The organism is Winogradskyella sp. PC D3.3, assembly GCF_054366245.1.
This window is the reverse complement of the sequence record NZ_CM135962.1, coordinates 3995413-4018415: the sequence shown is the minus strand read 5'-3', so window position 1 is coordinate 4018415 and position 23003 is coordinate 3995413. Positions and strand designations below refer to the sequence as shown.

General features: G+C 34.6%; 12 protein-coding genes and 1 pseudogene. 8 read left to right on the top strand and 5 right to left on the bottom strand.

Translation table 11 applies throughout. The features are described 5' to 3' along the window. The 3 genes from ACXGSQ_RS17800 to ACXGSQ_RS17790 are packed head-to-tail and all read right to left on the bottom strand — an operon-like array spanning position 1 to position 2497. Complete coding sequence (locus ACXGSQ_RS17800) at positions 1 to 366, bottom strand: cupin domain-containing protein (protein ID WP_458627475.1); 366 nt, start codon at positions 364 to 366, stop codon at positions 1 to 3. A gap of 15 nt (positions 367 to 381) precedes the next feature. Further along, a complete protein-coding gene (locus ACXGSQ_RS17795; protein WP_458627474.1) occupies positions 382 to 939 on the bottom strand; it encodes a hypothetical protein in 558 nt (185 codons plus the stop codon). Between the two features lie 19 nt (positions 940 to 958). Then, positions 959 to 2497: a helicase HerA-like domain-containing protein gene (locus ACXGSQ_RS17790; RefSeq protein ID WP_458627473.1), complete on the bottom strand. Its 1539-nt coding sequence runs from the start codon at positions 2495 to 2497 to the stop codon at positions 959 to 961. Between the two features lie 191 nt (positions 2498 to 2688). Between ACXGSQ_RS17790 and ACXGSQ_RS17785 the strand changes: the two genes are divergently transcribed. Beyond that, positions 2689 to 3321: a 7-carboxy-7-deazaguanine synthase QueE gene (locus ACXGSQ_RS17785; RefSeq protein ID WP_458627472.1), complete on the top strand. Its 633-nt coding sequence runs from the start codon at positions 2689 to 2691 to the stop codon at positions 3319 to 3321. Between the two features lie 55 nt (positions 3322 to 3376). Beyond that, positions 3377 to 3922: an HNH endonuclease gene (locus ACXGSQ_RS17780; RefSeq protein WP_458627471.1), complete on the top strand. Its 546-nt coding sequence runs from the start codon at positions 3377 to 3379 to the stop codon at positions 3920 to 3922. A 369-nt stretch (positions 3923 to 4291) separates the two neighbouring features. Here ACXGSQ_RS17780 and ACXGSQ_RS17775 read toward each other — a convergent pair whose 3' ends face one another. Next, positions 4292 to 4810, bottom strand: a complete 519-nt coding sequence (locus ACXGSQ_RS17775) for a DUF2911 domain-containing protein (RefSeq protein WP_458627470.1) — start codon at positions 4808 to 4810, stop codon at positions 4292 to 4294. Positions 4811 to 5077: 267 nt separating this feature from the next. Between ACXGSQ_RS17775 and asnB the strand changes: the two genes are divergently transcribed. After that, on the top strand, positions 5078 to 6742 hold the full coding sequence (asnB, locus tag ACXGSQ_RS17770; RefSeq protein WP_458627469.1) for an asparagine synthase B: 1665 nt from the start codon (positions 5078 to 5080) through the stop codon (positions 6740 to 6742). Positions 6743 to 6864: 122 nt separating this feature from the next. Here asnB and ACXGSQ_RS17765 read toward each other — a convergent pair whose 3' ends face one another. Beyond that, positions 6865 to 14472 carry a LamG-like jellyroll fold domain-containing protein gene (locus ACXGSQ_RS17765; protein WP_458627468.1) on the bottom strand — a complete coding sequence of 2536 codons (7608 nt, stop codon included), beginning with the start codon at positions 14470 to 14472 and terminating at the stop codon, positions 6865 to 6867. A gap of 690 nt (positions 14473 to 15162) precedes the next feature. Between ACXGSQ_RS17765 and gyrB the strand changes: the two are divergent. From gyrB to secDF, 5 genes and pseudogenes are all read left to right on the top strand, one after another. Continuing rightward, positions 15163 to 17111, top strand: a pseudogene (gene gyrB / locus ACXGSQ_RS17760) (DNA topoisomerase (ATP-hydrolyzing) subunit B). Between the two features lie 269 nt (positions 17112 to 17380). Further along, entirely contained in the window at positions 17381 to 18307 is a 927-nt protein-coding gene (gene mdh / locus ACXGSQ_RS17755) for a malate dehydrogenase (protein WP_458627467.1), read from the top strand. A gap of 95 nt (positions 18308 to 18402) precedes the next feature. Beyond that, positions 18403 to 19059: a DUF4412 domain-containing protein gene (locus ACXGSQ_RS17750; RefSeq protein WP_458627466.1), complete on the top strand. Its 657-nt coding sequence runs from the start codon at positions 18403 to 18405 to the stop codon at positions 19057 to 19059. 77 nt (positions 19060 to 19136) lie between these two features. Then, entirely contained in the window at positions 19137 to 19763 is a 627-nt protein-coding gene (locus tag ACXGSQ_RS17745; protein WP_458627465.1) for a hypothetical protein, read from the top strand. A 138-nt stretch (positions 19764 to 19901) separates the two neighbouring features. After that, complete coding sequence (secDF, locus tag ACXGSQ_RS17740) at positions 19902 to 22949, top strand: protein translocase subunit SecDF (RefSeq protein ID WP_458627464.1); 3048 nt, start codon at positions 19902 to 19904, stop codon at positions 22947 to 22949. Positions 22950 to 23003: the final 54 nt, after the last annotated feature.

Here is a 23003-nt window from a genome sequence, read left to right as displayed (position 1 = left end):
TTAGTTGTCTTCTCTGTTTACAGCTTCAATTGAAAATGCAGGTAAGCAAATAGCTATATACTCACAAGGTTCAGTAAAAGGATTAGAATATTGTAATCTTGTGTTTTTTTCTACTTTAATGGATTGACCCGCTTCTAAAACAATGGTTTCACCATCAATAATAAATTGCTTTTTTCCTTTAATGATAAACGTGTATTCGTCAAATTCAGGAGTCTGAAATGGTTCAGACCAACCAGCAGGAGCAATCATATGTGCAATGCTTATTTCTGAATTACCATCTGTTGCATTCCCAAAATGCTCTTTTATAATTTTACCATCTTCAGTCGGAACTACAAATGGTGCGTTTTGAATTTTATATCTTTTCATTTTTACTTACGGCTTTTACCAATGGATCATAAAGTATTTGATTTTAGCCTTTCCTGGAATTTGAATTGGGTCAATCGTCATACCCATATCAAAACGCATACTGGCTGGTAATTCTTTTTTATCAATAGTAAAAGAGGCATTTATTTCATTTACAGAAACTACAATTACATTAATAAGGTTATCAACTTTTGAAATTTTGTAAGCTTCCTTTATGTCTTTAAACGTACTTAAGGTTGATATGTTTTTCTCTGTTTTATAGCGGTTATCAATAATGTTAACGCTCGAGATTACAGATGTAGAGTCTAAAGCCTCTTTTGGAGACAAGTCTAATAATTTTTTGCCTCCTTTTTCATAAACTTCAATGGTGTTTACTGAGCCTATAAACTCATCTCCTGCAATATAACGTACTATTGAATCATTGCTGAAAATAGCATCTAATTCTTTTACTTGTGTAGAATCGGTTAGTAATCCGATATGATTTTTAGCAATCGCAAATGGGTTTGACGCCTTGTTGTTGGTACAACTAGTTATTGATAGGCCACAAATTAATACAGCAAATAGGGTGTTCTTCATTTTGGTTTTAGACATTATTTTATTTAATCATTTTACTTAATATTCCCAAAACTCCTCTTATGACCGTTGCGCTTGTTAGAACTTTTACAATCGGATTCATTCGTGTGCTTTGTCTTCTAGTTGATCTTGATTTCCTTTTACTCTCTGCGCGTTTTAGGGCTTCTTTTTCCTCTTTGGCTTTTTGTTTAGCGTCTTCGGCTTCGGCTTGTTCAATTTTTTTATTCAACATTTCGTAAGCGCTTTCTCTGTCAATCTCTTGGTTATATTTCTTGGCCAGTTTTGATTGCGCTAATAGGCTGCTCAATTCCGTTTCAGATAAAACATCCATTCTACTCATTGGTGCACGCATCATGGTTGCAGCCAAAGGAGTGGGTTTTCCTTTTTCATCTAAGGCAGAAACTAAAGCTTCACCAATTCCCAACGATGTTAGAACTTCTGCAGTATCGTAATAATCCGTATCAGGATAGTTTTGGGCCGTTAGCTTAATGGCCTTTCTATCTTTTGCGGTAAAAGCTCGTAGAGCGTGTTGTACTTTTAGCCCTAACTGTCCTAAGACGGCTTCTGGTACATCGGTTGGGTTTTGAGTTACAAAATATAATCCAACACCTTTACTACGTATTAGTTTTACTATACTTTCAATTTGGCTTAATAGGGCATCAGAAGCTTCATTAAAGATTAAATGTGCTTCGTCAATAAACATAATTAATTCTGGTCGTCCACTATCTCCTTGTTCTGGGAATGTAGAGTAGATTTCGGCCAATAAACTCAACATAAATGTTGAAAACAACTTAGGTTTATCTTGTATGTCTGTTAATCTGATAATATTGATGTAACCGCGACCATTTTCGTCAATACGCAATAAATCTTGAGTGTCAAAAGAGGTTTCGCCAAAGAATAAATCTCCACCTTGTTGTTCTATTTCTATTAATTTTCGAAGAATAGCACCTGTAGATGCTGTTGAAATTCGACCATAAGATGCTTCAAATTCTTTTTTGCCTTCACTTGTGGCATATTGCAATATTTTCTTGAAATCTTTAAGGTCTAATAGTGGTAAATGGTTATCGTCACAGTACTTAAAAATTACCGAAATAATTCCAGCTTGGGTTTCGGTAACATCTAGTATTCTCGAAATTAAAACCGGACCAAATTCACTAATAGTTGCTCTAAGTCGTACTCCGTCTTGCTCGGATAAGGTCATTACTTCTACAGGGAATCCTTTGGCTTCAAATGGCAAGCCAATTTTTTCCATTCTTTCATCAATCTTAGCGTGTCCAGGACTCGGTTTTGCTAAACCACTTAAATCACCTTTGATGTCCATTAATAAAACAGGAATCCCTTTGTCAGAAAGATTTTCCGCTAAAACCTGTAGCGTTTTTGTTTTCCCGGTACCTGTTGCTCCTGCAATAAGGCCATGTCTATTCATGGTTTTTAGAGGAACATTCACAAAAGTATTAGTCATAGTTTCTCCATCTAGCATAGCAGAACCTAAGGTGATATAATCGCCTTTAAAGGTGTTACCGTCATTGATGTCTTTTATGAAAGCTTCAGAATTCGTCATTAGTCAGAAAATTTGGATAAAAATAATGTAATTTTAATCAAGTATGAAATAGTTTTATGTCACAGTCTTAGTATTTAACAGCAATTTATACTGAATCTTAGTTTGATATTATAGGATTGTTTAATTATTACTTAGAGTTTACTGCTTACTGCAACTGAATACTGCCTACTTATTAATATATTTGTAGCCTTATGACAAGACGAGAACGACAAGAGTTAATAGATAAAGGATTACTATTGCCTTTAATGGAAGAGTTTTATACCATTCAAGGAGAAGGTTTCCATAAAGGAACTGCTGCCTATTTTATACGAATTGGTGGTTGTGATGTAGGTTGCCATTGGTGTGATGTTAAGGAAAGCTGGTTGGCAGAATTACACCCACCAACAGAAACTGAAAAAATTGTAGAAAACGCTGTGAAATATAGCGACACTATTATTGTTACAGGTGGAGAGCCTTTAACTTGGGATATGGGGCCTTTAACAGCACAGTTAAAAGCCAAAGGCGTACAAACGCATATTGAAACCTCAGGTGCTTTTAAATTAACAGGTGAGTGGGATTGGATTTGTCTTTCACCAAAAAAAATGAAACTCCCGACGGAAGAAGTTTCTAAAAAAGCACACGAGTTAAAATGTATTATTTACAATAAAGACGATTTTAAGTTTGCAGAAGAACAAGCCGCTAAAGTAAATGTGGATTGTATTTTGTATCTTCAACCAGAATGGAGCAAACGCGATAAAATGATGCCATTAATTGTAGACTATGTAATGAATAATCCTAAATGGAAAGTTTCCTTACAAACACATAAATATTTGAATATACCTTAGAAACTTAGATAAACTAGTTTTTATTATTTTTTTTAGAAACCCTAATTTTTATAAAATGATAAGAGATTTATGGAAGGAACAATGGAAAACCGTTGTTTTTGATGATACTGTGCATCCAGACGAGAAATATGAATTATCTAATTACGGTCGATTAGCCCGAATTAGAAATGGAAAAAAAGTTCTTTTTGAACCCTATAAGATGAATGGTTACTTGTATTTTAAGGTAAAAAAAACCGAAAAGGGAAAATTCAAAACATATTACTTACATAAAATACTAGCGCAACACTTTTTAGAGCAAAATAATGGTGTATATGTCATTCATTTAGATTACGATAAATTGAATAATCACATAGATAATCTTAAATGGGCTACAAAACGCGAAAAAGAAATCCATCAATTTAGTAATCCAAACTATAAAAAGCCCAAGAATTTGACTTCTGCTAAACTAACCGAAAATGACGTTAGACGCATAAAAAAAATGCTTAATAATCCTAAAAGAAGGACAAGATTGAAAATGATTGCAAAGCAGTTTGGTGTTACAACAATGCAACTACAAAGAATTAAAACAGGAGAAAATTGGGCGCATGTGCCCTCACTATAGGTTATGTTTCTTTGAATTTTGGTGCAGCTTTATAATAACTTAAACATTATTGTTTAATATAAAATAAGCGATATCAGTTGTGTTGCTATTAAATTTAATTCGCACTTATATATTTAATTGAAGTTTTAACCTAAAGGCGAGTCTATGTCATTTTTTTGGGTGATTAAGAAGTCATCGGATATTGACAATCTCAAAAGAAAGGAGGGGTTTTAGCGCCATAAGCATGTTGAGTATCCCTTAATTTATCTGAAATTTTGATTAGAATCTTAAAATATAGTCATAAAAAAAGTTCCGAATAGAATTACTTACTATATCGGAACTTAATGTTTTTTGTAGGTAATAACTACAATTTAAAAGGCACGGCAACTCTCACGGTTCCCAACCTAAATGCATCTCAATGCCATTATCAGCTTTATCAAAAGCGATTGAAAAAGCTTCTAAAGATTCTTTGCCTTCTGTAACAGGTACTTTTAAACGTGCAACATCATTCTTTTCATTATAAAAATAACTTCCCCAAACATTTAGGTCTGTGCTAATAATTGCAGTCCATTCTTTTTTACCAGGAATCATGTAAAACGTATAAGTTCCGGCTTTTACGTTTTTATCCCCAAATTTCATGTCTTTGTAAAGTGTAAGCTCTGCCGCTTCATTGGCTCCTGTTCTCCATACTTCACCTTCTTTTGCTAATTCATCTACAGAACGATCATTTAATTGTGGACGACCATAAGTGATTTTAATGAGTTTGTTAGCGTCTTTGTAGTCCGAAGGGAATGAAGCGGCATCCATAGGGCTTTTGTCTAAGCCTTTAAAGTCTTGCGCATTCACGTTGAACGATAATAACATTGTAATTGCAAAAGCAACAGCTGTAAGTAATTTTGTGGTTTTCATAATTGATAATTAATTTTTTTTGTTTGGTTAAAAATAGAGTTTATTATGGGTGCTCAGTCGTAAGGAAATACTAAAATTTACAGATTAACAGCTAAACTATTTATTTAAGTAGGTCTTTGTTTTGATGTTAGTGTTTTTTGTTATTTTTTATTTCAAATTGTAACCATTATCGTTTTATCTGTTTTTAATATGAAAGTTTAATTTCATATTTGTCCTGTAATTAATAATGTAAGGTTTAATTAAAGCCTAATTAAAAAGATAATAGTTATGTGCGGAATAGTATGTGCGTTTGATATAAAGCAAAAAGTTGAAGATTTAAGACCTCAAATTTTAGAGATGGCAAAAACCATTCGTCATCGTGGACCAGATTGGAGCGGAATTTATAGTGATGATAAAGTGATCATGGCGCATGAGCGTTTGGCTATTGTTGATCCAGCCTCAGGGAAGCAACCTTTGTTGAGTCCTGACCAAAAACTAATTCTTGCAGCTAATGGAGAAATATATAACCATAGAGCATTGCGACAACAATTTGAAGGAAAATACGATTTCCAAACTCAAAGTGATTGTGAAGTGATTTTGGCCTTATACCAAGAAAAAGGAGTGGATTTCGTAGATGAAATGAACGGTATCTTTGGTTTTGCTATATACGACGTAGAAAAAGATGAGTATTTTATCGCTAGAGATCATATGGGAATTATTCCTTTATATATAGGTTGGGATAAAAACGGAACATTCTATGTGGCTTCAGAATTAAAAGCACTAGAAGGTATTTGTACTAAAATTGAATTATTTCCTCCAGGACACTACATGTCTAGTAAAGATGGAGAATTTGTAAAATGGTATAAACGCGATTGGACGGACTATGATGCTGTAAAAGATAACGAAACAAGTGTTGCAGAAGTAAAACAGGCCTTAGAAGATGCCGTGCACAGACAATTAATGAGTGATGTACCTTACGGTGTGTTATTATCTGGTGGTTTAGATTCTTCGGTAACATCTGCCATTGCTAAAAAATACTCTGAAAGACGTATTGAAGCGGATGATAAAGAAAAAGCGTGGTATCCCCAACTACACTCGTTTTCAGTAGGATTAGAAGGCTCACCAGATTTGGTGGCAGCAAAGAAGGTGGCTGATCATATTGGTACAGTTCATCATGAAATAAAATTCACAATCCAAGAAGGATTAGATGCGATAAAAGATGTGATTTATAACATCGAAACTTATGATATTACTACGATTCGTTCTTCTACACCAATGTATTTAATGGCACGAGTTATTAAATCTATGGGAATTAAAATGGTATTATCTGGTGAAGGTGCCGATGAGTTATTTGGTGGGTATTTATATTTTCATAAAGCGCCAAGTGCACAAGAGTTTCATGAAGAAACGGTTCGTAAACTAGATAAGTTACACATGTACGATTGTTTAAGAGCAAACAAAAGTTTGGCGGCTTGGGGAATTGAAGGTCGTGTACCATTTTTAGATAAAGAATTTATGGATGTGGCTATGCGTATCAACCCAGAAGACAAAATGATTAATGGAGAGCGCATGGAAAAATGGGTCGTTCGTAAAGCATTTGAAGACATGATACCTGAAAGCGTAGCATGGAGACAAAAAGAACAATTTTCTGATGGAGTAGGTTACAGTTGGATTGATACCTTAAAAGAACTTGTAGATAAAGAAGTCACTGATGAACAAATAAAAAATGCAGCATTCCGTTTTCCAATTAACACACCTCTTAACAAAGAAGAATATTATTACAGAAGTATTTTTGAAGGTCATTTTCCAAGTGACGCAGCAGCGTTAAGTGTGCCTCAAGAAGCAAGTGTAGCTTGTAGTACGGCAACGGCTTTAGAATGGGATGAAGCTTTTAAGAATATGAATGATCCTTCTGGTAGAGCGATTGCTAATGTGCATGATAAAGCTTATTAACAGGATATATAAAAGGTCGATTTTATTAAAACCGACCTTTTATTGACTTAAATACGCTAAGTAATCTCAATTTTATAACAGCTCTTTAGTAAGCTAAAGAGCTGTTTTTTTTGCTAGATTATTTATTTTATAATAATCTTTTGACTGAATGTTCCCGTCGTAGTCTTCACTTTAACTATATATACTCCTAGAGAAATATTTTTTATAGGGATTGAAATTTCGACTTCATTGCTATTTAACTCCCAAGTATGTAAGGATTGTCCTAAAATACTGAATAATGAAACAGACGTCACTGTCGTTTCAGGTTTAATATTAGATAGGGTTAAGTTATCATTCCTATTGTTAAAGAAAATGGTTAACCCATTAAGTGGTTCAGCGTCATCTATTCCGAGAGTTTCAGCACTAAATCTTAGCGAAAATCGATTTTTAAGTGTTCCTTCAGGAATCATAATTTCTAATGGTGCTACTTTTATATTGTGATATAATCCTGTTAAAGAGTCGTATAGGTAAATAGGTTGATTTTCATCAAAATTTTCCGTGCCATCTAATGTGAATTTTACGATGCCTTCTTCAGCGGAAATCACTTCAATAGGATATATGTGGTCTGGGTTGAAATAGCCATCTCCTTGAATTACAAATTTAGAACCATCAATTGTAAAATACATATCATTAGTGAACTCATCGAAAAGTAAGGCATCATATCCAATGTCTATTCCTTTTGTGGCATGTTCGTTCATAAATCCTAATAATAGTTGCCTGTGAAAATTGTTAGAGGTATCAAAACCTAATCTAATTTTAGCATAATTATCATCGGTAAATTCATCTTCTTGATTATTAACAATCTCACTTTGTCTCATAAGTGTGCCAGATTGGGAATTATCTTCTTTAATAAAAGCTCTCTGGTTATTGTTGAAATTTATGGTGCCTCCAGTTGTACTTCCTTTAATAAAAAAACCTTGACCAACAGGGATAAAACGGTTAGGGATTCTAGAGCTTGTCCCTAAGCCTCCAATACCATTAGGTACAACAGGGCCGACACCACCTGTTAAATTTCGAGTTGAATATCCACCTTCATAATCTGATAGATTATGGGATGAATTTGTTGGTGAATGTTCCCAGAAATAGAGTGTACCATCCGTAGTACTTAAGTTGTCTGAGATAAAAGTGTTTGCGTCTAATGCAGAAGCATAAGGATTACCAGATAAGTTGAGGTAGTTAGCCGCAATTGGGACATCAATAGAGCCGTTAAATGGTTTTCCAATAAATGTGTAATTTTGATTAGTACTAATAGTTCCGCTGCCTTTTAGTGTAAATCCATTGGCCGGCTTTAAATCTCCTGTTTCGTAAATTTGTTCCCAATTAGCATAGTTGTCGTTTAAGTTTTGAAATTTGTAAATCCAATGACGTGCCAAACTGATTGGTATGCCCGAAGCTCCATCGTAACCTCCAATCCAATTAATAACTTTTGGGTCATCAGGATCTGTACCATCTCTTAAAACAGTTTCAACCGTGTAAGTAGTGTTGTTTGTAGTGTTATTTGGTGTTCCAACTGGTGAAGACCAATAATTATAGTTGTATTTATTTTTCGTTCCTTGTTGATCTCTTTCTAGTAATCCGCTGCTTGTAGCATCAATATCACTTCCTAGAGTTTGTACAAGTTGTGATTTTCCTACCAAATCTATTTTTCCGTTTAATTTTAAATAATGTGAAACTTCTACTTTAGAATCTAAAGTTGCATTGAGTTGTCCGCTGTTAACAAGTAAGCCTAATACAGTTTTATTTCCTCCGGTATCAATGTCATGGTTGGTTTCAACAATATTCCAATTTATAGGTGTGTGATCTACTATTGATAAGCTATTAGGAAGTGTTTGCAATGCTCCATTTAACCAAGTTGAATTATTTGACCAAACATTATTGGAACGGCTTTGATATGGTAAAGGAGCTGTTTGATGAGTTAAACTCGTTTTATTAGTGTTTTTATAATTAATTCTCAAGAGGTTTTTATTGTCTGATTTTCCAATGAAGGTAGTTCCTATAATAGAGTTTAAATCGAAATAAGCATTCAATTCGCTCCAAGGAATGGCTTGAATTTCGTTTTTAGAAATTGAATGCGGTATTATTCTTCCGTTTACAGTATTGTCTGAGAACTTTTCAATTTCCTGATTCATAATATAACGTATTTGGTTTACTGTTAATGCGAGGTTCCAAACAAGGACTTCGTCTATGTTGCCAACAAAATAATCTGAAATAGAATTCTTATTATAATAAATTGCTCCTATGGCAAATTTATGATTTGTTGCCACTGGGGTTGGTAAAGAACTTACTGTTCTTTCAATTACCCCATCGATCAGTAAAGTAGCAGTTCCTTCATTAAAAGTCACAGCAATATGATGCCATTTACCGTCAGTAATACGAGTGCTAGAGGTCATTCTAATTGCATTGTTCCAGGAAACTTGTATTCTGTTTGAAGGATTTAATTTTAAGTCGTATGCGGTTCCTTTAGAAACAAAACTTCGATTACCAGATGTATTCCCATTGCGAATCCATGAAGAAATAGTAAAAGAAGAATTTAAGTTGATTTTAGAATTACTTACTAAATAATCTCCACCAGCATTTTGGATTTGAATAGGGGTTTCTATTAAACGGCTTTTAGCAAAGGTGAAATAATTTGTACCATCGAAATCATACCAAGTTTGAAGATTTTGACCTGATATTTTTAAAGGAACTACATCAATGATATCTGTATTTGCAAAAGTATCAGTTGTAGAAACCACTAACACGTATTCTTCGTTAGGGTTTAATGCAAAGTTACTAAATGCAGCAGAAGGGATGGATAAAAGTACATCACTAACATCGCCTCCTGTTTCTACTATTTTCCACTTTTTATCTGTAAGACGTAATTTGGTTTGGATTCCAGGTCCTAGATCAATAATGCGATCAGCAGAGGCTCCAGGATCATTTATATCACCGTTATTGTTTCCCCAAATTAAAAAACTTTTATCGACTGAGAATACAGATGAATTTGCAGAATTAGTAGGTTCAATTGTTCCTAATCCAATGGTAACATCTATGTTGTTATTGGCGCTCTTAGATTGTTTTTGATTGAGTAGTGAACTCGCAAGTGCATCGTCTTTACCAATACCTGCGATATCAAAGTTATAGTTTAAATTAGCAGCAGTATCCCAAATAATATGACTATTAGAATCTACATAGTTTTGACTAATACCATTGACTCCTAAAGTGATTCCATATTTTATGGCTAAATAAGATTCTATTTTGGCGCGCTCTGAGTCACTTTGACGTGATGCGTAGGTGATGATTTCAGCAATTCTTCCGTTAAAACTACCAGAGGAGTCAGATTTATTTTTCCCTAACCAATATTGTCCACCACTAATGTTCTTAAAATCATTTCCTGATGAAGCATTGTCTATTTGAAGCGCATTATAGAAAAGCTCCATGCCATTACCAAAACTATTGTTTCTAGCATTGATAATTCCAATATTAGAATAAATTTTAGAAGCACTGACCTCAGAAACTCTATAAGAGCTTTCGTCACCTTGAGCGTAGGTTAAAATTTCGTTTGAAATTGCTCCAGTATAATTTCCATATCCAATTCCAGTTATGTCATTAATACTTTCAGATGAAGTTTCTCCAGATAAAACAGTCATTTTAGGGGTGGTATTACTAGCAGAAGCATTTGGAATTACAACGACAAACATATCTTGACTAAAAAATCCGGTTGAATATTTCCCAAGCATTGATTTGTTTCCAGAAAAATCTAAAACAGGGTTGTAGTTGAGGTTATCATTACTATTGTTCTTATAAATAGGATTTTGTCCGGAAGTGCTTGATGCATCTGATGCTTTACCTTGGTCTATCCACGAATTAATAGCAACTCCGTCAGTATTTGTTTGTGTACCTATGTCTGCACGTAACCATAACCTTAAATCTTGTCTTACTCCACCGGGACCATAGTTAGAAAGCCCATAAATATCTTCTAAGCATAAAGTAAATGTACCAGTAAGATATGAGGCGGCGGCGTCAACAGAAATGTAATAGGTAGCCCCAGGGATTAGGTTTAGAGCTCCAATTGTAACGTCATCATAATAATAAGCATAACGTGCGCTTTCTACTTCTGTTACACCATCTTCTTGCCAAAGTGCTAATTGTGTAGCACGTTGTGTTCCTTTAGAGTTTTCTGTATCAACAGTGATATTGATTTCGCCTGTTGCTGGTGCGGTAAATTTGAACCAACGGTTGTTTTTAGGACTTGTACTGGACCAGTTGTTACCTTTGTTTCTGTCTGGTGTAGCACCTGTAGTTGTATAGATGGCGTCAGTAGAACAACTGTTAATAATGTTTGTAACATCGATAGCCCCTTCATAAAAGTCATAACCCACAGTATTTTCTATGCATAAAGTAAATGTACCTTTATGATAGTTTAGTGCATCAACAGATATGTAATAAGTAGTTCCAGGTGTTAGGTTTACGGCTTCAATGGTAAGGTGTTCAGCGGCAGAAGTATAGCGTTTGCTTTGTATTTCTGTCACTCCATCTGCTTGCCAGAGCGCTAATTGCGTATATCGTAATGTTCCTTTAGAGCCTCCTATGTCAACAGTGATACTGATGTTACCTGTCGCTGGTGCGGTAAATTTGAACCACCGGTTAGCTATAGGTCCGTTATTGCTCCAGTTACTACCTTTAACTCTGTCAGGTGTAGCTCCGACAGTTGTATAGATGGCATCAGCTGAACAGCCATTTATAATATTAGTAACGTCGATCGCACCTTCGTAAAAGTCATAATCTACAGTATCTTCTAGACATAAAGTAAATGTACCTCTAAAACTTGAAGCATAAGTATCGACAGAAATGTAATACGTATTTCCAGGTGTTAGGTTTACGCCTCCAATGGTAATGTCTTCGTCACCGAACGCGTATCTTTCACTTTGTACTTCTGTAATGCCATCTGCTTGCCAGAGCGCTAATTGTGTATATCGTTGTGTTCCTTTAGAACCGCCTCTATCAACAGTGATATTGATTTGACCAGTTGCAGGTGCTGTGAATTTAAACCAACGGTTATATTTAGGTCCGTTGTTGTTCCAGTTACTACCTTTAATTTTATCTGGTGAAGCGCCTATAGTCGTATAGATGGCATCAGGGGAGCAACTATTAATAATGTTGGTAACATCGATAGCTCCTTCATAAAAATCATAGTCTACGGCATCCTGTAAACATAACGTAAATGTACCTGCATATCCTGAAGACTGCGTATCTACAGATATGTAATACGTGTTTCCTGGTGTTAGGTTTACTCCTCCAATAGTGACGTCTTCGTCTCTGAATGCATAGCTTTTACTTTGTACTTCTGTAATGCCATCTGCTTGCCAGAGCGCTAATTGTGTAGATTTCTGTGTTCCTTTAGAGTCTCCTCTATCAACAGTGATATTGATTTGACCAGTTGCAGGTGCTGTGAATTTAAACCAACGGTTATATTTAGGTCCGTTGTTGTTCCAGTTACTACCTTCGTTCTTGTCCGGAGTAGCGCCTACAGTTGTATAGATGGCATCATCTGAACAGCTGTTTATAATACTTGTAACGTCGATAGCTCCTTCATAAAAATCATAGTCTACGGCATCCTGTAAACATAACGTAAATGTACCTGCATAACCAGAAGACTGCGTATCTACAGAAATGTAATACGTGTTCCCAGGTGTTAGGTTTACACCTCCAATGGTGACGTCTTCTTCATTGTATGCATAGCTTTCACTTTGTACTTCTGTAATGCCATCTGCTTGCCAGAGCGCTAATTGTGTAGATTTCTGTGTTCCTTTAGAACCGCCTCTATCAACAGTGATATTGATTTCACCAGTTGCAGGTGCTGTGAATTTAAACCAACGGTTATATTTAGGTCCGTTATTGCTCCAATTACTACCTTTGTTCTTGTCCGGAGTAGCGCCTACAGTTGTATAGATGGCATCATCTGAACAGCTGTTTATAATACTTGTAACGTCGATAGCTCCTTCATAAAAATCATAGTCTACGGCATCCTGTAAACATAACGTAAATGTGCCTGTGTAACCTGAGTTGTAAGTGTCTACAGAAATGTAATACGTATTTCCTGGTGTTAGGTTTACACCGCCAATGGTGACGTCTTCGTCACTGAACGCATAGCTTTCACTTTGTACTTCTGTAATGCCATCAGCTTGCCATAGTGCTAATTGCGTATGTCGTTGTGTTCCTTTAGAACCGCCTCTATCAACAGTGATATTGATTTCACCAGTTGCAGGTGCTGTGAATTTAAACCAACGGTTATATTTAGGTCCGTTGTTGTTCCAGTTACTACCTTTAATTTTATCTGGTGAAGCACCTTTAGTTGTATAGATGGCATCAGGGGAGCAACTGTTAATAATGCTGGTAACGTCGATAGCTCCTTCATAAAAATCATAGTCTACGGTATCCTGTAGACATAACGTAAATGTGCCTGTATAGCCTGAGTTGTAGGTGTCTACAGAAATGTAATACGTATTTCCTGGTGTTAGGTTTACACCGCCAATGGTGACGTCTTCTTCATTGTATGCATATCTTTTACTTTGTACTTCTGTAATGCCATCTGCTTGCCAGAGCGCTAATTGTGTAAGTTGTTGTGTTCCTTTAGAGTCACCTCTATCAACAGTGATATTGATTTCACCAGTTGCAGGTGCTGTGAATTTAAACCAACGGTTATATTTAGGTCCGTTATTGTTCCAGTTACTACCTTTAATTTTATCTGGTGAAGCACCTTTAGTTGTATAGATGGCATCAGGGGAGCAACTGTTAATAATGCTGGTAACGTCGATAGCTCCTTCATAAAAATCATAGTCTACGGTATCCTGTAGACATAACGTAAATGTGCCTGTATAGCCTGAGTTGTAAGTATCTACAGAAATGTAATACGTGTTTCCTGGTGTTAGGTTTACACTGCCAATGGTGACGTCTTCTTCATTGTATGCATATCTTTTACTTTGTACTTCTGTAATGCCATCTGCTTGCCAGAGCGCTAATTGTGTAAGTTGTTGTGTTCCTTTAGAGTCACCTCTATCAACAGTGATATTGATTTCACCAGTTGCAGGTGCTGTGAATTTAAACCAACGGTTATATTTAGGTCCGTTATTGTTCCAGTTACTACCTTTAATTTTATCTGGTGAAGCACCTTTAGTTGTATAGATGGCATCAGGGGAGCAACTGTTAATAATGCTGGTAACGTCGATAGCTCCTTCATAAAAATCATAGTCTACGGTATCCTGTAGACATAACGTAAATGTGCCTGTATAGCCTGAATTGTAAGTGTCTACAGATATGTAATACGTGTTCCCTGGTGTTAGGTTTACGCTGCCAAGGGTGACGTCTTCTTCATTGTATGCATACCTTTTACTTTGTACTTCTGTAATGCCATCTGCTTGCCAGAGCGCTAATTGTGTAAGTCGTTGTGTTCCTTTAGAGTCACCTCTATCAACAGTGATATTGATTTGGCCAGTTGTAGGCGCTGTGAATTTAAACCAAACATTATGTTTAGGTCCGTAATTGTTCCAATTGCTACCTTTATTAAGGTCAGGTGTTGCTCCTATTGTTGTATAGGCGGCATCAGCAGAACAACTGTTTATAATTATTGTCGCATCTATGGCGTTTGTGAAATCATCGTTTATAGGTGTCTGTGAAAATATAAAATTCACCATTAGGGTACATGAAATCATAAAAACTGATTTCAATCCAAAGTTCAATTTTGAGGAAATTATTTTCTCAAATTTAATATTTTCTATAAATTTTGTTTTCGGATTGATTAAATACAACATTTTTAATAATATTTTTTATTTTGATTCAGGAAACAAATATAAAATAGAATCTTTAAACGGCAAGAATAATCGACAAAGTGCAATATTTTGTACTCTTTTGTCATTTTTAGAGAAAAAACTTACGTATATCGGAGTTTTTATTGTTGAAGGATAATTAAAAACAGGTACACTATTGTTAGTGAGCTTTCTTTAAGAAATTTATAAAAAAGAGGTGTTTTTAGTTATTATATTTAAAAAAATAGAGCTAAAAAAAATAGCTCCTAAGCGGTTTTGTGTTTTTTTTGCAATCAGGAGGATTAAAAAAAACAGAAAATCGATTTTAAGGTGGTTTTTAATCGATTTAAGGCACTTTTTGAAAATTAACAAATGTTGATAATTCTTATCTTAATTCGATAAAAAGCATTTAAAATGCGTTAAAAATCCTTATATTTGTTGGTATTCAAAAATGATACGCTTGTGTCATTTTTTTTATGTTAAAGAAGCTCTTAATTTACGTAATGAACATGAAGGGAATTAAGATAGCTGAATTGATTCCGTTGAAGAACGGGACCTTTTTTTAATAAAGATTCGAACTAAAATTTATTCAAAATAATGAGCGAGAAAAGAGAAGAATTTAATAAGGATAATTATTCTGCGGATAGTATTCAGGCTTTAGAAGGTATGGAGCATGTACGTATGCGTCCTTCCATGTATATTGGAGATGTAGGTGTTCGTGGTTTGCACCATTTGGTGTATGAGGTAGTCGATAACTCTATTGATGAAGCCTTAGCGGGTCACTGTGATAATATTACCGTTATCATTAACGAAGATAACTCAATTACTACAGAAGATGATGGTCGTGGTATTCCTGTAGATTTACATAAAAAAGAAGGAGTTTCTGCATTAGAGGTTGTAATGACTAAAATTGGTGCAGGTGGTAAATTCGATAAAGATTCGTATAAAGTGTCTGGTGGATTACACGGTGTTGGTGTAAGTTGTGTGAATGCATTATCGGAACATTTAACCGCAACAGTTTATAGAAAAGGTGAAGTTTGGGAACAAGAGTACGAGCGTGGTAAAGCGATGTACCCTGTTAAGAAAATTGGCGAAACGGAAAAGAGAGGTACGATTGTAACTTTTAAACCAGATCCAACAATTTTTACACAAACCTTAGAGTATAGTTATGATACGTTAGCAAGTCGTTTACGTGAGTTAGCTTACCTTAATAAAGGTATTACTATTCATTTGGTAGATAAGCGTCACAAAAAAGAGGATGGCGAATTTGAAGGGGAAACGTTTCATTCTGAAGAAGGACTTAAAGAATTTATTAAGTTTTTAGATGGTAACAGAGAGCCTTTAATGAAAGATGTTATTTCTTTTGAAGGTGAAAAAAATGGAGTTCCTGTTGAGGTTGCGATGATTTATAACACATCTTATGCAGAAAACTTACACTCGTATGTAAACAATATTAATACACATGAAGGGGAACACACCTTTCAGGATTTCGTCGTGGTTTAACGCATACACTTAAAAAGTATGCTGATGAGTCTGGTATGTTAGACAAGTTAAAGTTTGATATTGCTGGTGATGATTTCCGTGAAGGTTTAACGGCTATTATTTCGGTAAAAGTTCAAGAGCCACAATTTGAAGGGCAAACTAAAACTAAGTTAGGTAACCGAGAAGTTTCAGCTGCGGTAAGTCAGTCTGTATCTGAAATGCTAACGGATTATCTTGAAGAAAACCCTGAGGATGCTAAAACTATCGTTCAGAAAGTCATTCTTGCGGCTCAAGCACGTCATGCAGCTCAGAAAGCTCGTGAAATGGTTCAGCGTAAAACCGTTATGAGTATTGGAGGTTTACCTGGTAAATTATCAGATTGTTCTGAACAAGATCCTTCAAAATGTGAAGTTTATCTTGTTGAGGGAGATTCGGCAGGTGGAACTGCAAAACAAGGTAGAGATCGAATGTTTCAAGCTATTTTACCATTGAGAGGTAAGATTCTTAATGTGGAAAAAGCTATGACACATAAGGTTTTTGAAAACGAAGAAATTAAAAATATCTTTACAGCATTAGGGGTTACTATCGGAACTGATGAAGATAGTAAAGAACTTAACCTTTCTAAACTAAGATATCATAAAATTGTAATAATGTGTGATGCCGATATCGATGGTTCGCATATTGAAACTTTAATCCTAACATTCTTCTTCCGTTATATGAGGGAGTTGATTGAAAATGGACATATTTATATTGCAACACCACCTTTATTCTTAGTGAAAAAAGGAGCTAAAAAGGAATATGCTTGGAATGATGAAGAGCGTTTAGCGTTAATGGAGCGCTATGGTGATGGTGCTAAAATTCAACGTTATAAAGGTCTTGGAGAGATGAATGCAGAGCAACTATGGGATACAACTATGAATCCTGAGTTTAGAACATTGCGTCAAATCCATATAGAGAATGGTGCCGAAGCTGATCGTGTATTCTCTATGTTAATGGGAGACGAAGTGCCACCTCGTAGAGAGTTTATAGAGAAAAATGCTATTTACGCTAATATTGATGCGTAACTAAAGCAACAAAATGAATGAATATAAAAAGCAATTATGAATTAACATAGTTGCTTTTTTTTATGTGCTTATTTTGAAGGTAGTTCCATGAGGAAATTGAAGACTTTCTTCTTTAACGGTAATTTTATTCGTAAATTTACGCTCGTATTTAACACATCATTTACACGTTAAAAATCACATAATTATGAAATGGGCTTAGGTGCTATTTAAATTATAAGAATAGTTTTAAGTGCGTTCCATTTGACATTAATTTAAAACAAAAATAACAAATGAAAGTTACCGTAGTTGGCGCTGGTGCAGTTGGCGCAAGTTGTGCAGAGTATATTGCAATTAAAAATTTTGCTTCTGAAGTTGTAATCTTAGATATTAAAGAAGGTTATGCAGAAGGTAAAGCAATGGACTTAATGCAGTGTGCATCTTTAAATGGTTTTGATACTAAAATAACAGGAAGTACTAATGATTATTCTAAGACCGCAAATAGTGATATTTGTGTTATTACTTCGGGTATTCCTCGTAAACCCGGAATGACACGTGAAGAATTAATTGGAATTAATGCAGGTATTGTAAAAACGGTATCCTCTAGCTTAGTAGAGCATTCTCCTAATACAATCATCATTATTGTTAGTAACCCTATGGATACAATGACGTATTTAGTGCATAAAACTACAGGCTTACCAAAACATAGAATTATTGGTATGGGTGGAGCATTAGATTCTGCACGTTTCAAATACAGATTGGCTGAAGCTTTAGAAGCACCTATTAGTGATGTAGACGGAATGGTAATTGGTGGACATAGCGATACAGGTATGGTACCATTAATTTCTCATGCAACACGAAACAGTATTAAAGTTTCTGAATTTTTATCAGAAGAACGTTTAGCTCAGGTTGCTGAAGATACTAAAGTAGGTGGTGCGACATTAACTAAATTATTAGGAACTTCAGCTTGGTATGCGCCAGGAGCAGCTGTAAGTGGATTAGTTCAAGCAATTGCTTGCGACCAAAAGAAAATTTACCCTTGTTCTACATTATTAGATGGTGAATATGGCTTAAGTGATCTATGTATTGGTGTGCCAGTTGTTTTAGGTCGTAATGGAATTGAAAAAATTGTAAATGTACCTTTAAGTGATGCAGAAAAAGAACATATGAAAGCAAGTGCTGAAGGTGTTAAGAAAACCAATGGATTATTAGAATTATAGATTCTAATTTAAATACCAAATTAATAAGAGCCTTACTGACATATTTTTTGTTGGTAAGGTTTTTGTTTTATAACAATTAATAAAAATATAAAAACATGAAAAAAATATTATTATTTAGTTTTGCTGTATTGATAAGTGTCGTTGCAGTAGCCCAAGACCAAATTAAAGAAGGGGTTCTTATTGCTAAACAAACTATGGCAAGCGATAATCCACAGATGAATTCGCAACTGCAAGCTATGGGAGACTCAAGAGCGATAACCTATTTTAAAGGAGAAAAATCCAGAAGCGAAACAAGTAGTCCAATGACAGGCGATATGGTTATAATTGTGGATGCTATAGAAAAGCAAATGTTGATGCTCGTTGATCAACCTGGAATGGGTAAAAAATATGTATTACAATCTTTTGTGCCTAGCGAAGAAGATTTAAAAAATGTAATCGTTAAAAAAGGGGATGAAACAAAAAACGTATTAGGTTATGAATGTCAACAATATTTTATCAATATGAAACAAAATGGGCAGGATGTTGAAATGCAAATGTTTACTACAAATCAAATATCTGCATTTAGTCATAATACAACTGCTATGGGCGATAAAGTAGAAGGGTATCCTTTATATTTTATAATGACATTGAAGCAGATGGGAGCAAATATTAAAGTTACATCCGAAATCACAGAGATTAAAGAAGAGACTGTTTCAGATGACAAACTAAGCTTAACTCCGCCAGAGGGTTACACAAAAATCGAGGGTATGTAATGGTATAATATATCCAATTGTTAATTTTAGATAAGACTGTAGAAATACAGTCTTTATTTTTTGTCTATATTTGGCGCATGAAACGTAGACTGCATTTTGGGCTATTGGTTATACTCTTGACATTTTTAGGAATGTATTTAGAGCAAAACACCTTACCTAATCAGCAGATTATAATACAATTTTCTGAAAATAATATTTCTTCAGACGATACAGAAAGTGCTATTGAAACCATTCAACATAAACTTCAAAGCATTGGTGTTACACATATTCAAATCGGTCAAAATCAAGAAGGTCAACTGAGAATAACCTATCATAGTTATGCGGATGTTGAGCATATTCAAAATATACTTTTCAATGTAGAAGATTTAAACTTCGCATACAATTCTACTCAAAATCAATCGGATCATTTTCCTGAACAAAAAAAACATAAGAATTACGAACTGAATATTTCAGAAATTAAGACAAGTACGGATGTAAATTGGGATTTTGAAAGAACTCAAGTTATAGAGCTTAATCAGAAAATAGATCGTTTTTCATGTGCAAAAACCAACAGTTTTGGTCATCAGTTTAATGATTTTGAAAATAATTGTTCTATTAAGGTTGCTGTTTTTATTAACCAAAATGCAACGATAGCAATACCTAATATTTCTTACATCATTCCTGAAGTTCGGGCTGGTCCAACAGCATCAATAGGGATTATATAATCTGAAATAATTCCAGGTCACTTATTATAGCTTTATCAATCAAAAGGCTAATAATCAATTCATAAAAAAACATTGTCGAATTATAGTGTAAACTCTATATTTGCGCGTTAAAAAAATCGACATTAAATAACAATTACAATGCAAAACAAAGGAATAATTAAGCTTTTTGCGCTTTTATTTGGTTTAGTAAGTATTTATCAATTATCATTTACTTTCAAAGCTGGTCAAATAGAAGATGACGCAAAAAATGCAGCAATAGCAAAATATGCTGACACAGAAGATGATTATCAATCTAAAAGAAATGCAGAAGCACTTCGCTATTTAGATTCTTTAAAAACTTCAAAAATTAAAGTAGGTGATAAATTTGAGCCTATTGAAGTGTACAACATGGGTATTGCAAAATATTCATATACTGAAGTTGAAAATAATGCCATGAACCTTGGTTTAGACCTTAAAGGTGGTATTAACGTTATTCTTCAAATTTCAGTTAGAGACATCTTAAAAGGATTAGCAAATAATAGTAAAGATCCTATTTTTAATAAGGCTTTAGACAATGCTGAAGAATTACAAAAAGATTCGCAAGATTCTTATTTACAATCGTTCTTCAAGGCGTTTGATGCTATTAAAGGTGATACCAAATTAGCATCTCCTGATATCTTTGCTAATAGAACGTTAAGTGACGAGATTAAATTCGACATGTCAGATAGCGAAGTTAAGAGCATTATCGAAACAAAAATTGATGAGTCTATCGTTTCTGCCTTCGAAGTATTACGTAAGCGTATTGATAAATTTGGTGTAACATCTCCAAACATTCAACGTTTAGGAAATTCAGGTCGTATTCTATTAGAATTGCCTGGAGCTAAAGATATTGAGCGTGTTAAAGATTTAGTGACTAAAACTGCACAGTTACAGTTTTGGGAAACGTACAAACCTCAAGATGTGGTACCTTATTTATTAGAGGTGAATCAAAAGTTGGTTGAAGCTAATAAAAAAGAAAAAGAAAAGAACGACGTTGTTGATGCCACTGAGGATAAAGAAGATGATACTTCAGATGCTATTGATGAGCTTACAGGACAGATAGAAACGGATTCTACAAATGTTGCTGAGGTAAATCCTTTAGGTATTCAAGGCTACGGAAATGGTGGTGCTGTAGTAGGGATGTTCTTATCTAAGGATAAAGAAAAAGTAATGGCGCATTTAAATGCACCAAAAAACAGAGCGTCTTTACCTGCAGAAATGCGCTATGTAAGATTTGTTTGGGGATTACAAAATGAAGAATCTGAATATTCAGAACTTTATGCGATTAAAGGTAATAGAGATGGTGAACCAGAATTAAGTGGTGCTGTTATTACTGATGCTAGTCAAGATTATGATCCACGAAGTAGACCGGCAGTAAGCATGCAAATGGACGCTAGAGGATCTAAGATTTGGGAAGAAATGACCAAAAACGCTTATGAAACTCAAGGGTATATTGCTATTGTATTAGATAATACAGTGTATTCTGCACCAAGTGTGTCTTCAGGACCAATTGAAGGAGGTCGATCTCAAATATCAGGATCGTTTTCATTGACAGAAGCTGTCGATTTAGCAAACGTTTTAAGAGCTGGTAAATTACCTGCTTCTGCTCAAATTATTCAAGCCGATGAGGTAGGGCCGTCTTTAGGACAAGAAGCTATTGATAGTGGAATGCAATCGTTCCTTATTGCTTTGGCATTTGTATTACTTTGGATGATTTTTTACTACGGAAAAGCTGGTGGTTTTGCAGATATAGCATTATTATTAAACATCTTATTAATTTTTGGGGTACTAGCAAGTTTAGGTGCGGTATTAACCTTACCTGGTATTGCTGGTATTGTATTGACAATTGGTATGTCGGTCGATGCAAACGTTCTGATTTTTGAGCGGATTAAAGAAGAAATTGCAAAAGGTAAGACCCAAAAAGAGGCTATTAAAGATGGTTTCTCTAACGCCTTATCTTCAATTTTGGATGCGAATATTACGACAGGTTTAACAGCTTTAATTTTGTTTGTATTTGGTACAGGACCAATTAAAGGTTTCGCAACAACATTAATCATTGGTATTTTAACCTCATTATTTACAGCAATTTTTATCACACGTCTATTAGTAGATTGGTATATAAATAGAGGTGGTAAATTAGATTTCTCTACAGGTTTAACTAAAAACTTGTTTACGAACTTGAATATCGATTTCTTGAAGAAACGTAAGATGGCTTACATTATTTCGGGTGTATTTATCGTAGCAAGTTTAGGTTCGCTTTTCACAACAGGGTTAGATCAAGGTATTGATTTTGTCGGTGGACGAACTTACCAAGTGCGTTTTGATCAAGATATGAGTGTTGAAGAAGTGAAATCTGATCTTCATGCTGTTTTTGAAAGTGCAGAAGTAAAAACTATTGGTGGGCCAAACCAATTAAAAATTTCTACAAAATATAAAGTAGAAGATAGTTCTATTGAAGCTGATGAAGAGGTGCAATCTATGTTGTTTACGGCACTTCAAAAATACCTTCCAGAAGGTATGACTTATCAAGAGTTCTTAGATGGCTCTGGAGATAAGAAAATTGGAAAAATGCTATCTAGTAAAGTGAGTCCAACGATTGCAGATGATATTAAAAAATCCTCTATATGGGCAATCCTAGGATCGTTGGTTGTTGTATTCTTATATATCTTATTAAGATTTAAGAAATGGCAATTCTCTCTTGGTGCTGTTTCTGCAGTTTTCCATGATGTTTTAATTGTATTAGGTATCTATTCTATAACATGGAGATTTATGCCATTTAGCATGGAGGTTGATCAAACGTTTATTGCGGCAATCTTAACGGTAATTGGTTACTCACTGAATGATACGGTTGTTGTATTCGATAGAATTAGAGAATACTTTAACGAAAACTTAGGTTGGACGTTTGATACAACAATTAATAAATCGATTAATAGTACTATTAGTAGAACATTAAATACATCATTAACAACTTTAGTTGTGTTATTGGCAATGTTCTTATTTGGTGCAGATTCACTTAAAGATTTATTGTTTGCATTAATCGTTGGTGTCATTGTAGGTACTTATTCTTCTGTATTTATTGCAACACCTATAATGTACGATACAGCTAAAAAAGGTAATGCAACGGAAGCACTTAAGAATAAAGTAAAAGAAGATACTGAGGAAGCTTAGGTCTTTATAGTAAGTATGATTCTGAATCGTTTTCAGAATGTAAAAAATGCCTTT

Excerpts from the sequence above, each read along its gene's own strand:
- ACXGSQ_RS17800 (WP_458627475.1), bottom strand. The coding sequence starts at position 366 with ATGAAAAGATATAAAATTCAAAACGCACCATTTGTAGTTCCGACTGAA.
- secDF (WP_458627464.1), top strand. The coding sequence starts at position 19,902 with ATGCAAAACAAAGGAATAATTAAGCTTTTTGCGCTTTTATTTGGTTTA.
- ACXGSQ_RS17750 (WP_458627466.1), top strand. The coding sequence starts at position 18,403 with ATGAAAAAAATATTATTATTTAGTTTTGCTGTATTGATAAGTGTCGTT.
- ACXGSQ_RS17790 (WP_458627473.1), bottom strand. The coding sequence starts at position 2,497 with ATGACGAATTCTGAAGCTTTCATAAAAGACATCAATGACGGTAACACC.
- mdh (WP_458627467.1), top strand. The coding sequence starts at position 17,381 with ATGAAAGTTACCGTAGTTGGCGCTGGTGCAGTTGGCGCAAGTTGTGCA.
- ACXGSQ_RS17775 (WP_458627470.1), bottom strand. The coding sequence starts at position 4,810 with ATGAAAACCACAAAATTACTTACAGCTGTTGCTTTTGCAATTACAATG.
- ACXGSQ_RS17745 (WP_458627465.1), top strand. The coding sequence starts at position 19,137 with ATGAAACGTAGACTGCATTTTGGGCTATTGGTTATACTCTTGACATTT.
- ACXGSQ_RS17780 (WP_458627471.1), top strand. The coding sequence starts at position 3,377 with ATGATAAGAGATTTATGGAAGGAACAATGGAAAACCGTTGTTTTTGAT.
- ACXGSQ_RS17765 (WP_458627468.1), bottom strand. The coding sequence starts at position 14,472 with ATGATTTCATGTACCCTAATGGTGAATTTTATATTTTCACAGACACCT.
- asnB (WP_458627469.1), top strand. The coding sequence starts at position 5,078 with ATGTGCGGAATAGTATGTGCGTTTGATATAAAGCAAAAAGTTGAAGAT.
- ACXGSQ_RS17795 (WP_458627474.1), bottom strand. The coding sequence starts at position 939 with ATGAAGAACACCCTATTTGCTGTATTAATTTGTGGCCTATCAATAACT.
- ACXGSQ_RS17785 (WP_458627472.1), top strand. The coding sequence starts at position 2,689 with ATGACAAGACGAGAACGACAAGAGTTAATAGATAAAGGATTACTATTG.